8 protein-coding genes are annotated in these 12,463 nt (G+C 73.5%); 5 read left to right on the top strand and 3 right to left on the bottom strand.

Going from position 1 to position 12,463, the window contains the following annotated elements; genetic code table 11:
• The 3 genes from ccrA to ACGF12_RS37250 form a co-directional block, all read right to left on the bottom strand.
• Positions 1 to 997 (bottom strand): crotonyl-CoA carboxylase/reductase (ccrA, locus tag ACGF12_RS37260; protein ID WP_393040673.1); only part of this gene is annotated, 997 nt, incomplete at its 3' end.
• A gap of 368 nt (positions 998 to 1,365) precedes the next feature.
• On the bottom strand, positions 1,366 to 2,274 hold the full coding sequence (locus ACGF12_RS37255) for a TetR family transcriptional regulator (RefSeq protein WP_393040670.1): 909 nt from the start codon (positions 2,272 to 2,274) through the stop codon (positions 1,366 to 1,368).
• A gap of 182 nt (positions 2,275 to 2,456) precedes the next feature.
• On the bottom strand, positions 2,457 to 4,232 hold the full coding sequence (locus ACGF12_RS37250) for a 3-hydroxyacyl-CoA dehydrogenase family protein (RefSeq protein ID WP_393040667.1): 1,776 nt from the start codon (positions 4,230 to 4,232) through the stop codon (positions 2,457 to 2,459).
• Positions 4,233 to 4,794: 562 nt separating this feature from the next.
• On the opposite strand from ACGF12_RS37250, the gene ACGF12_RS37245 reads away from it, so the two are divergent.
• From ACGF12_RS37245 to ACGF12_RS37225, 5 genes are all read left to right on the top strand, one after another.
• On the top strand, positions 4,795 to 7,509 hold the full coding sequence (locus ACGF12_RS37245; protein ID WP_393040664.1) for an MXAN_6230/SCO0854 family RING domain-containing protein: 2,715 nt from the start codon (positions 4,795 to 4,797) through the stop codon (positions 7,507 to 7,509).
• A 76-nt stretch (positions 7,510 to 7,585) separates the two neighbouring features.
• Positions 7,586 to 9,031 (top strand): glutamine synthetase, encoded by a 1,446-nt coding sequence (locus ACGF12_RS37240; protein ID WP_393040661.1) that lies wholly within the window; start codon positions 7,586 to 7,588, stop codon positions 9,029 to 9,031.
• 3 nt (positions 9,032 to 9,034) lie between these two features.
• The gene (locus ACGF12_RS37235) at positions 9,035 to 10,171 is read left to right on the top strand and encodes an amidohydrolase family protein (protein ID WP_393040658.1); all 1,137 of its coding nucleotides are present in this window, start codon (positions 9,035 to 9,037) and stop codon (positions 10,169 to 10,171) included.
• Positions 10,172 to 10,400: 229 nt separating this feature from the next.
• Positions 10,401 to 11,885 (top strand): S8 family serine peptidase, encoded by a 1,485-nt coding sequence (locus tag ACGF12_RS37230; RefSeq protein WP_393040655.1) that lies wholly within the window; start codon positions 10,401 to 10,403, stop codon positions 11,883 to 11,885.
• 161 nt (positions 11,886 to 12,046) lie between these two features.
• On the top strand, positions 12,047 to 12,373 hold the full coding sequence (locus ACGF12_RS37225; RefSeq protein WP_393040652.1) for a hypothetical protein: 327 nt from the start codon (positions 12,047 to 12,049) through the stop codon (positions 12,371 to 12,373).
• Positions 12,374 to 12,463 lie beyond the last annotated feature (90 nt).

The following is a 12,463-nucleotide window of genomic DNA, read 5'->3' as shown; positions in this document are numbered from 1 at the left end:
CCTTGCGGGTGACGTACACCGAGGCGCCGAAGGTCTCGCGGCCCGGGTGCTCGAAGACGATGTCCACGTCCTCGCCGCCGGTGAACTCGCGGATCCTGGAGCCCAGGCGCTTCCACTCGCGCGGGTCCTGGGTGTTCTCGTCCTTCCAGAACCGGTAGCCCTCGGCCGAGCGGTCGATGATCGCCTCGGCGCCCATGGCGCGGCAGATCTCGGCCTTCTGGTCGTTGGAGACCACGCAGATCGGGGTGGCGCCGCCGGCCAGCGCGTACTGGGTGGCGTACGAGCCGAGGCCGCCGCTGGCGCCCCAGATCAGCACGTTGTCGCCCTGCTTCATGCCGGCGCCGTTGCGCGAGACCAGCTGGCGGTACGCGGTGGAGTTGACCAGGCCCGGGGAGGCGGCCTCCTCCCAGGTGAGGTGCTTCGGCTTGGGCAGCAGCTGGTTGGTCTTCACCAGGGCGAGCTGGGCCAGACCGCCGAAGTTGGTCTCGAAGCCCCAGATGCGCTGCTCCGGGTCCATCATCGTGTCGTTGTGGCCGTCCGGGGACTCCAGTTCGACCGAGAGGCAGTGGGCGACGACCTCGTCGCCGGGCTTCCAGGCGTTGACCCCGGCGCCGGTGCGCAGCACGACGCCCGCGAGGTCGGAGCCGACGACGTGGTACGGCAGGTCGTGGCGCTTGGTGAGCGGCGACAGGCGGCCGTAGCGCTCCAGGAAGCCGAAGGTGGAGACCGGCTCGAAGATCGAGCTCCACACGGTGTTGTAGTTCACCGCGCTGGCCATGACGGCGACCAGGGCCTCGCCCGGGCCCAGCTCGGGCAGGGCGACGTCGTCGAGGTGAAGGGACTTGCGAGGGTCCTTGTCGCGGCTGTCCAGGCCCGCGAACATCTGCTCCTCGTCCTTGTGGAGCGTGACCGCCCGGTAGGACTCGGGGAGCTTGATCGCCGCGAAGTCCGCCGACGTGGCGTCGGAGCTGAGGATCGCGTCGAGGATTTCCTGCATGGCTGCCTCCGAAGGCGTACCTGTGTGAGGGTCACAGGGCGTCTGGGGGAGCCGGGAGCGGACACCGGCTTCGCTGAGGTGGGTGGTTGGCGGTCAGGCTGTCGCCCGGTGGTGGGCCGGGCGGGGGCTGGCACTGCTCCCGGGGTATGGGAACGCCGGACGACGGCGCGCCGAGGTGGGAGCCGCGGCGCCGCGACTGGTGGGTAACAACGTAGTGGCACCCTGTGCCACTCGTAAAGACACCGGGTGTCAGGAATTCCGACGCTCTGGAAAGGTGCGAAACGCGCGTAGTGCGGGTATGCCGAGGGCCCGCGCCGACTGTTCGGCGCGGGCCCTCGATATGCCTCTGACCTGCGTGAATATCCGCCTCAGGCGTCCCGGGCGCCACTCAGTGCGGCCCGGATGCTGTCCACCACGACGTCCAGCGGAGCGTCCGTCCGGGCGACTGTGATGAGCACCTCACCTCCGGGACTGGCGCTCAGTGCGCTCTCCGCCACCACGTCCCCTGGTGCCTCACTGGCACCCGGTGCCACCACCGAGCCCCGGCGTCTGGCACCCGGCGCGCTGGCGGCCCAGAAGGTCCGCCGGATCACCTCGAAGGAGTGGTCCAGCTGGGCCTCCACATCGCCCCGGCCGCCGGCCCGCAGCCAGCGCCGCAGTACGTGGTTGTGCGCCGCGACCACCGCCGCCGCCGACACCTCGGCCAGCATCGAGTCGTCCTCGCCGCCGCGCTGCCAGCCCGACGGGATGGACTCGCCGGTGTCGAAGCGGCCCAGCAGGTAGCGGGTGAACAGCCGTTCGTACCGGGCCACCACGGCGATCTCGCGCTCGCGCAGCGCCGGGACCTGACGGATCAGCTGGTACCGCGCGACGGACACCCCCGGCGTGGAGGCGTACATCCGCAGCACCTCCTTGATGCCCCGGCAGACCACGTCCAGCGGGTGCTCCTCCGGCTCGGCGCTGGCCAGCAGGTCCGCCACCCGGACGAGGGTGTCGTCGTGGTCCGGGAAGATCGCCTCCTCCTTCGACCGGAAGTACCGGAAGAAGGTGCGCCGGGCCACCCCGGCGGCCGCCGCGATCTGGTCGACCGTGGTCTCCTCGTAGCCCTGCGAGGCGAACAGCTCCATCGCGGCCGCGGCCAGGTCCTGACGCATCTGCTGGCGCTGCGCCGCCGCCCGGCGGCTGCCCGGGCCGCCGTCCCCGGCGGAGGGGGGCGTCCGGTCGGTGCCGCGCGGCGCGGCGGACTGCTGCGGGGTGGCTGACTGAACCCGATCCATGTCCGGAACGCTACACGGCCCCGGCGGCGGCGCCGCGGCCCTTCCCCGGCGCACCGGCGCGACCGGGCCGGTCACGGCCGGTCCTGGCCAGCGCGCGGAGACCGCCCCCGGGGCCCAGCCGGTGCCGTACGGGCCCGTACCCGGGCCGTACGGCCCGGAGCCGCCCCCGGCCTGCGGGCTGGTCACCGGCGGGCGTGGTCGCGGAAGCCGCGGCCGGTCTTGCGGCCCAGGCAGCCGGCCGCGACCAGGTGCTCCAGCAGCGGCGCCGCGGCCAGACCCGGCTCGCGGAACTCCTGGTGCAGCACCTGCTCGATGGTCAGCGACACGTCCAGGCCGACCACGTCCAGCAGCTCGAACGGGCCCATCGGGTAGCCGCAGCCCAGCTTCATCGCGGTGTCGATGTCGTCCACCGTCGCGTAGTGCTCCTGGAGCATCCGCACCGCGTCGTTCAGGTAGGGGAAGAGCAGCGCGTTGACGATGAAGCCGGCCCGGTCGCCGCACTCCACCGGGTGCTTGCGGACCTCGGCGGTCAGCTCCAGCACCGTCGCGGTGACGTCCGGGGCGGTCAGCACGGTGGAGACCACCTCGACCAGCTTCATCGCCGGGGCCGGGTTGAAGAAGTGCATGCCGATCACGTCCTGCGGCCGCGAGGTGGCGGTCGCGCAGCTGATCACCGGCAGCGAGGAGGTGGTGGTGGCGAGCACCGCGCCGGGGCGGACGATCTTGTCCAGGGTCGCGAACAGCTCCCGCTTGACCGTCAGGTCCTCGGCGACCGCCTCGACCACCAGGTCCACGTCCGCCAGCTCGGTGTACTGGCCGACCGGGGTGACCAGCTCCAGCGCGGCGTCCCGCTGCTCGGCGGACATCCGGCCCTTGGCGACCGAGCGCTCCAGCGACTTGGCCAGCTGCGCCTTGGCCCGGTCGGCCTTCTCCTGGCTGCGGGCGGCCAGCAGCACCGGGTGCCCGGCCTTGGCGAAGACCTCGGCGATGCCGGTGGCCATCGTCCCCGAGCCGCAGACGCCGACGGTGCGCACGGCGCGGCCGGGCACCTTCGGCCGGGCCGGGCCGGTCGCCGCGTCCACCGGCTTGGAGGAGCCCGGCGCCTCGTAGGTGTAGAAGCCGCGCCCGGACTTGCGGCCCAGCAGCCCGGCCGAGACCAGCTGGCCGAGGATCGGCGCGGGCGCGTGCAGCCGGTCGCGGGACTGCTCGTACATCGCCTCCAGCACGGTGCGCGCGGTGTCGATGCCGATCAGGTCGAGCAGCGCCAGCGGGCCCATCGGCAGGCCGCAGCCGAGCCGCATCGCGGCGTCGATGTCCTCCCGGGAGGCGTACTTGGACTCGTACATCGCCGCGGCCTGGTTCAGGTAGGCGAACAGCAGGCCGTTCACCACGAAGCCGGCCCGGTCGCCCGCCGCCACCGGCTCCTTGCCCAGGTCGCGGGCGAAGGCGGCGGCGTCCTCGGCGGTCTGCGGGGAGGTCAGCACGGTGCGGACCACCTCGACCAGCTTCATGGTGTGCACCGGGTTGAAGAAGTGCAGGCCCAGCACCCGCTCCGGGCGGGCGGTCGCGGCGGCGATCCGGGTCACCGACAGCGCGGTGGTACCGGTGGCCAGCACCGTGCTCTCCGGGCAGATCCGGTCCAGCTCGGCGAAGACCTCCCGCTTCAGCTCCAGCTGCTCGGGCACCTCCTCGATCACCAGGTCCGCCTCGGCGGCGGCCGTCAGCTCGTGCCCGACCGAGATCCGGGCGAGCAGCGCGGTGCGCTCCTCGGCGGTGATCCGCTCCCGGTCGACCGCGTGCGCGGTCGCCGCCTCGATCCGGGCCAGCGCCCGGGTGGCGGAGTCCTCGCTCGCCTCGATGCCGATCAGCCGGCGGCCGCTCTTGGCGACGGCGACCGCGACACCGGCACCCATCGTGCCGAGGCCGACGACGGCGACGGTGGGGAAGGGACGCTCCATGGTCCTGACTCCTAGTCATGAAGGGCCCGCGCGTGCTCCGGCGGGCACGCCGCCGCACCCGTCGACGGGGACGGGGGCGGCCGCCGCCGGAGGAGGGTCCACGCGCGGGGGCTGGGGAGATGACGGGTTACGGCGCACCCGGGCAGCGGCCGGTCCGCTCCGGCCGAACTGCGGGGTGTGCCGTGGTGCTCAGGCGCTCGAAGGTGAAGGAAGCGACTCTGATCCGAGGAGAGAAACCCGGCCCGCCGCCGTTCGCGGCACCGGCCGGTGAAGACGCACCGCGCGCCCGCCGCAGACACGGCGACCGCGACCTCCCGCCGGTGCGGCTCCCGAAGCCCGGCGGTGGTACGTGTCCGGCCACTGTAGCGAAGCTACTCGCCAGTAGGAAGGGGGCGTGGGCGGAAAACCGTTCGGGGACCGGGCCCGGTCTTCGCTAGGGTGATCGACGCGGGGGCGGCTCCGCGGCGTGCTTCCTTCTCTCATCTTTCACATGACCGAGTGCGCCCACTCTCCGCCCCCGCTTTGTCGTATCCATCGGGGGACGTCGGGGGAGCAGAGCCCAGTGAAGAAGCAGAACGCCGCCGCCGCGACCGGCACGGCCCTGGACGACTACCTGCTGCGCCGGCACGGCCTGGTCCTGGTCCAGGACGGCGCGGCGCCCGGCGAACCGGACCCGTGGACGGCCAAGGGCCTGGTGGCCCTGGAGGCCGATCTGGCGCAGCGCGGCCACGTGCTGACCAAGCAGCTGCGCGACGCGCTCGGACGGCTGCGCCCGCTGGACCTGGCCGCGGCCGGCACCCGGCTGCTGGCCGGGATCGACGCCATGCTCGGCGCCGACCGCCGCCACCAGCCGCTGTTCCGCCGCTTCCCCGAGGGCGTGCCCTCGCACGCGCACGCCGACTACTCCGTCCTCATCCGCGGCTACCTGCTCCACCAGCCCAGCCAGCTCTGCCTGGTCTGCGAGCGCGCCAGCCTGGAGGCCGGGATCGGTGCCCTCGCCCCCTGCGCCCACCTGCTGTGCGGGGACTGCTACCAGGACCTGGTCGAGGACGGCGGGGGAGACCGCTGCCCGCTCTGCCACACCCCGCTGGAGCGAGAGCGCCACCTCGCCCTCGACACCCGGGGCGCCCGCAACGCCGCCCGCGGCCTGAAGTCCGGCCAGCTGCTCAAGCCACTGCGTCTGGCCGAGGCCGGCGACCCGGCCGAGCTCGCCGGCACCGCACTGGCCGCCCTGCTCGCCCGGCAGACCCCGCTGAACCCGCAGGAGCGCGAGGACCTCGCCCTGCTGCTCGACCACGCCCCGGCCGACCCGGCCGCCTGGCTGCCCGAGGCGATCCCGGTCCGGGAGAGCCGCGCCGGCGTGCTGGCCGCCCTGCTGCGCCGCGACCCGGAGCGCACCCGCCCGCTGCTCAGTGCCCACCTCACCACCGCCACCGACGTGCTGCGGCTGATCTGGGCCTGGTCCGGCGCCGAACCCGACCTGCTGCCCGGGACCGCCCGCACGCTGCGCCTGCTGGGCCTGCCCCGCCCGCTGCGCCGCGACCTCCTCGCCGTCCTGGACGCCCTCCCGGTCGGCACCCTCGCCGAGGACCTGCGCCGCCACCGCGCAGCCTGGCTGCGGGCCGGCGAACTGCTGCACCCGTACGAGCACCGCACCCGCTTCCCGTACGCGGCGGCCGCCTTCGCCGTGGTCCGGCAGAGCGACCTCGACCTGCACGGCCTCGGCCCGGAGCTGCGCGAGGCGCCCGCCCCGCTGCGGGTGCGCGAGACGCCCGGCGGCCACACCCGGCTGACCGTGGAGACCTTCGCCGCCCGGGTCGAGCACGCCTTCGAACAGGGCGACCTGCCCGCCGCCGTCCGGCTGCTGGCCCGCCGCCCCGGCGAACTGGTCCGCCGACTGCACCACCTGCTGCGGGTGCACGCCACCTGGTTCCCCGGCGAGCCGCTGCCCGCCGAACTCGCCGACGCGCTGCCGGGCGCGCTGCGCGCGGTCGCTCCGGGCCCGCTGCTCGGCGCGTACGGACGGCTGCGCGCGCCGCGCGAACTCGGCGAGCGACGGCTGTACTTCCCACGCGGCCGGGTCGCCTCGGCGCACTCGCGCTTCGACTGGGGAACGCCCGTTCCGGCCGATCTGAGCGCGCCGGTCTGCGCCCTGATCGAGACCGAACTGCTGCGCCGGGCCGAGCGGTCGGCGGCCGCTTCGGGGCGCTACGAGATGGCCGTCCTGGATGCCGCCCTCGCCGACCTGGTGGTCCCGTTCGCCGAGCGGGCCAGCGCCAAGACCCTGGTCGCGGTGCCGCGCGGCAGCGTGCAGCCGCTCCCGGACGGGCAGCACCTGCGACTGTTCGTGCACTGGATGCAGCGCCCGCACCAGCGGGTGGACCTCGACCTGTCGGTCGCCTTCTACGACGAGGAATGGCAGTTCACCGGCCTGTGCGACTACACCCGGCTGGTGCTCGGCCCGCGTGCCGCCGTCCACTCCGGCGACTTCACGACCGCCCCGCCGCCGCACGGCGCCACCGAGTTCGTCGACCTGGACCTGCGGGCGCTGGGCAAGGCCCGCGCCCGTTACGCCGTGGTGGTGGTGTTCAGCTACAACGACATCCCCTTCGAGGACCTCACCGACGCGTTCGCCGGCTTCATGACCCTGACCCCCGCCGAGGCGGCCCGGCAGCGCACGGGCAGCTTCCACCCCAGGAGCGTCCGCCAGCGGCTGGACCTCGCCGGGGACGCCCGGATCTGCGTGCCGATGATCGTCGACCTCCAGACCCGCAGCTACACCTGGACCGACCTCAACGTCGGCTCCGGCGCCGGGTTCCACAACCTCTACCGGCACCACGCCGAGATCGGCTCGCTGGCCCACTCGGTGACCGCCCACTTCGCCCCGGGCACCCGCGCCACCCTGTGGGACCTCGGCTGCGCCGCCGCGGCGGCCGCCAGCGACGAGGTGTGGGTGCGCGACCGCTCCGGCCGCGGGCTGGGCCGCTACCGCCGGGGTGCGGACGAGCCGGTGGCGGCCTTCGCCGAGCGGCTGCGCGGGCGGCACGAGAGCGACCACCGCACCGAGCAGCCGGCCGACGACACGGCCCGGCTGATCGCCGAACGCCTCGCCGGCACAAGGGCGTTCGCGGCCCTGGTGCACGCCGACACGCCCGTCCCGGAGGGGGCGAGCGGGACGCTCTACCGGCTCTACCCGGGCCGCCTGGACGCCGCCCCGGACGCCCTGGAGCGGATCACGGCGGGGGAGCTGGTCGCCCGCTTCGCCCCGAACGGGTGAACGGGCGGACGGTCGTCCGTTTGGACCACCCGATAGGGGAGTTACGCAACCCCAACGGGCGGGGCAGCATGGAGACATGACCACGATCGTCAGCACCACCGCCCAGGGCGCCGGCTCCGCCGAGGGGCCCGGCCGCGGCGCCCTCGCGGCCGTCGTCGCGCTGCCCCCGCGGGCCGAGCGCGCCGCGCGGGCCGAGGAGGCCGCCGACCGGCTGCGCGCCTCCGCGGTCGAGGTGGTGGCCGTCACCTGGGTGGACAACGCGGGCATCACCCGGGTCAAGGCCGTGCCGCTCGGCGGTCTGGTGCACGCTGCCGAATGGGGCGTCGGCGCCGCGCCCTGCTTCGACGTGTTCCTCGCCGACGACTCCATCACCACCAGCCCGATCATCGGCGGTCCCACCGGGGACCTGCGGCTCTACCCCGACCTCGACCGGATCGTCCCGCTGGCCGCCCAGCCCGGCTGGGCCTGGGCCCCGGGGGACCGCCACACCCAGGCCGGCGGCCCGCACCCCGGCTGCCAGCGGCTGTTCGCCCGCCGGATGGAGGCCGCCGCGGCCGCGCGCGGGCTGAGCCTCAAGGCCGGCATCGAGGTCGAGTGGGTGGTCGCGCTGGACGGCCCCCCGCAGGCGGCGCCGCAGTACCCGACGTACGGCCCGGCCTACGGGATGCACCGGCTCACCGACCTCTCCGACTACCTGCGCGACGTCGTGCGCGCCCTCGGCGAGCAGGGGTTGAGCGTGCTGCAGATCCACCCCGAGTACGCCCCGGGCCAGTTCGAGGTCTCGGTCGCCCCCGAGGGCCCGGTCGGCGCCGCCGACACCGCGGTGCTGGTCCGGCACACCATCCGGGCCGTCTCCGCCAAGCACGGCCTGCGGGCCTCCTTCGCCCCCGTGGTCGAGCCCGACGGGGTCGGCAACGGCGGGCACCTGCACCTCAGCCTCTGGCGGGACGGGCGCAACCTCGGCCACGGCGGCCCCGGGCCGCACGGCCTGACCGCCGAGGCCGAGGGCTTCGTCGCCGGGGTACTGGAGGCGCTGCCCGAGCTGCTGGTGCTGGGCTGCTCCAGCCCGGCCGGCTATCTGCGCCTGGCGCCCCAGCGCTGGGCCGGCGCCTACCAGTGCTGGGGCCTGGAGAACCGGGAGGCCGCGCTGCGCCTGGTCACCGGCTCCACCGGGGAGCGCGCCGCCACCGCGAACGCCGAGGTCAAGTGCTTCGACGCGAGCGCCAACCCGTACCTGGCGGTCGGCGCGGTGCTCGCCGCGGGCCTGGCCGGGCTGGAGCAACGCCGGTCGCTGCCGCCGGAGTTCACCGGGGATCCGGCCGCCGCCGAGCCGGGCACGGTGCCCCGGCTGCCGCAGAGCCCGGCCGAGGCGATCGCCGCCTACGAGTGCTCGGCGATGCTGCGCGAGGCGCTCGGCGATCCGCTGTACCAGGCGGTGCTGGCGGTGCGCCGGGCCGAGGCCGAGCAGTACGCGGCCGTCGGGCCCGAGGAGTTGATCGCGGCCACCCGCTGGCGGTACTGACCGGTGGCGGCCCGGCCGGAGGCTGCGGCACTGGAGGTCGCGGAGCTCGTCGACCACCACTGCCACAGCGTGGTGGCGGTCGAGCTCGCCGACGACGCCCTGGCCGGGCTGCTCACCGAGTCCGACCGCCCGCCCGCGCCGGGCTGTTCGCCCTTCGACAGCGCGATCGGCCTGGCGGTGCGGCGTTGGTGCCCGCCCGCGCTCGGCCTGCCCGCGCACACCCCGGCCGCCGACTACCTGGCCCGGCGGCGCGAGCTGGGCGCCGCCGAGGCCGCCCGCCGGCTGCTCGCGGCCGCGGGGCTGGACACCTGCCTGGTGGACACCGGGCTGACCGCCGCGGCCGATCGCGAGCTGCTGCCGCTGACCGAACTCGCCGAGGCCACCGGGGCGGTGGTGCGCGAGGTGGTCCGGCTGGAGACGGTCGCCGAGGCGGTGACGGCCGGCGCCGAGGACTGGCCGCGAGCCGTCGGCGAGGCACTCGCGGCGGCCGCCGCGAGTGCCGTCGCGGTCAAGTCGGTGCTCGCCTACCGGCACGGCCTGGCCGCCCCGGCCGAACGGCCCGCGCGCACCGCCGTGGTGGCGGCCGCCGGGGCCTGGCTGCACGGCGGCCGCGGCCGGCTGGCCGACCCGGTGCTGCTGCACCACCTGCTCTGGACGGCCGTGGACGTCTGCGCCGAGCTGGGCCTGCCGATCCAACTCCACACCGGCTTCGGCGATCCCGACCTCACCCTGCACCGCGCCGACCCGTCCCTGCTGACCGACTTCGTCCGGGCTGCCGAGCCGAGCGGCGTCCCACTGGTGCTGCTGCACGCCTATCCGTACCACCGGCAGGCCGCCTGGCTGGCCCAGGCCTTCCCGACGGTGTACACCGACCTCGGGCTGACGGCCTCCTACACCGGCCCGCGGGTGGCGGCCGTCCTCGGCGAGATGCTGGAACTGGCGCCGTTCGGCAAATTGCTGTTCTCCACCGACGCCTACGGGCTGCCCGAACTGTTCCTGGTGGGCACCGCCCAGTTCCGGCAGGGACTGGGCGCGCTGCTGGCCGACTGGCAGGCGGAGGGCGCCTGTTCGGCGGCGGACGGGCAGCGCCTGGCACGGATGATCGGCGCCGACAACGCGCGCCGACTGTACGCGCTCTGACGTACGCGCTCCAGGCCGTCGGCTCGTCAGCGAACCATCACTTTTTAACAATCTTTGCCTCTGTTGCCCTTGTTGAGCTGCGGACTCGTAACATCTGGTGTTGGTTGAGATGTGACGATTAGATGACTACCTCTTGCGCATATCACCGAATATTCATTAAGTTCCGGTCATTCCCAGCGCACCTGCCACACCGCAGCTGCCGCATGACGACTCGGGAGGGCCAACCCCAATGAGAGTTCCTCGGATCAGCCGGACCCGGTACGCGGCGGTGGGCGTCGTGCTCGCCACCGCCGGCGCCCTCGCGCTCCCGGCCGGCACCGCCGTCGCGGCGCCCACCGGCGACTCGACGACCGGTCCGCTGCTCAGCTACGTCGTCAACACCAAGGCCAACCACGGCCAGGTGCAGAAGGTCGAGAAGGCCGTCACCGGCCTCGGCGGCACGGTGGTCCAGTCGTACGAGCAGATCGGCGTCGTGATCGCCCGCTCGAACGACACCAAGTTCGCGGAGAAGCTGCGTCTGGCCAAGGGTGTCGACTCCGTCGGCGCCAGCCGCACCAAGGGCATCCTCGCCTCCGACCAGGGCAAGGCCGACGTCGCCGCCGAGCCCGCCGGCACCGCCGCCGCCGGCCAGGAGCCGTACGAGGCCAACCAGTGGGACATGCGCCAGATCGGTGTCGACAAGGCGCACAAGATCTCGCTCGGCAGCCGCAACGTCACCGTCGGCGTGCTGGACTCCGGCATCGACGCCACCCACGAGGACCTGGCCGCCAACGTGGACGCCTCGCAGTCGGTCTCCTGCATCGACGGCAAGACGAACACGGACTGGAAGGCCTGGCAGCCCACCACCAGCGACCACGGCACCCACGTGGCCGGTACCATCGCCGCGGCCAAGAACGGCAAGGGCATCGTCGGCATCGCCCCGAACGTGAAGCTGGCCGCGGTCAAGGTCGTCGACGACGCCGGCATGATCTACCCGGAGAACGCGGTCTGCGGCTTCGTCTGGGCCGGCGAGCACGGCTTCAAGGTGACGAACAACAGCTACTACGTCGACCCGTGGATGTTCAACTGCCAGAACGACAAGGACCAGGCCGCGATCACGGACGCCGTCCGTAAGGCCGTCGCGTTCTCGCAGCGCAAGGGCGTCCTCAACGTCGCCGCCGCGGGCAACGAGAACATCGACCTGGCGCACAAGACCACCGACGTCTCCAGCCCGGACGACACCACCCCCGGTACCCGCCCGGTCACCAACGACTGCCTGTCGCTGCCGACCGAGCTGCCCGGCGTCATCGCGGTCTCCGCGGTGGGTGTCAACGGCGACAAGTCGTACTACTCCAGCTACGGCAAGGGCGTCGTGACCGTCGCCGCGCCGGGTGGTGACAAGCGCTACCAGATCCCGAACACCCCGGACAAGGACGGCCGCATCCTGTCCACCATCCCGGGCAACAAGTACGGCTACATGCAGGGCACCTCGATGGCCACCCCGCACGTCACCGGTGTGGTCGCGCTGCTCGCCTCCACCTTCCCGTGGGCCAGCCCGGACGAGCTGACCGAGCTGCTGACCAACCAGGCCGAGTCCCACCCGTGCCCGACCGGCGAGTTCAACCCGGGCGGCGCCGGCCAGTGGAAGGCCACCTGTGAGGGCGGCGCGGACGACAACGGCTTCTACGGCGCGGGCATCATCAACGCCGAGAAGGCGGTCCAGTGGTGGCGCTGAGGCGCTGACCACCATGCGCTGAGCACTGAACGCTGAGCTGGGGAGCGGGGCCCATGGTCCCGCTCCCCAGTCGCGTTTGAGTACCCGTACTCAGGCCGCCGCCCCACCCGCGGAACAGGATGGATCCGTAACCAACGGATTCACCACAGGAGTTGAGCGGCATGACTGCCACGGTCCCCGGGCCGCAGGCCCCCGTCACCGACCGGCGGCACTGGCTCGCACCGGCCCTCGGCGTGGTCCAGCTGGTCCTCGTCGTTCCGATGCTCGTGCCCATTGCCAAGATCACCATGATGGCCGCGATGTTCGGGCTCGCCGGGATGCTCCCGGCGTTGCTCTTCGTGCCGCTGGTCGCCGCGGGCCCGCTGCTCGGACTGGGTCTGGCGACCCTGGTCGCGCGGGTGCAGGGGTTCCGCAAGGACATCGGGTTCGCGGTGAGGAGCTTCGGCCTGCTGGTCGGCACCGCGATCGAGTACCACTGGCTGGGCTAGGAGCGTGGGTCAGTAAGCGGCAACCCGCGTGTGGCTTGTGATCATTCGTACGAGATGATCCTGGTATGCGTGATCAGGAGGGGTTGTTCG

This window comes from Kitasatospora sp. NPDC048296, from assembly GCF_043201815.1.
Classification (GTDB): Bacteria; Actinomycetota; Actinomycetes; order Streptomycetales; family Streptomycetaceae; genus Kitasatospora.
This window is presented reverse-complemented; position numbering and strand designations above follow the sequence as displayed.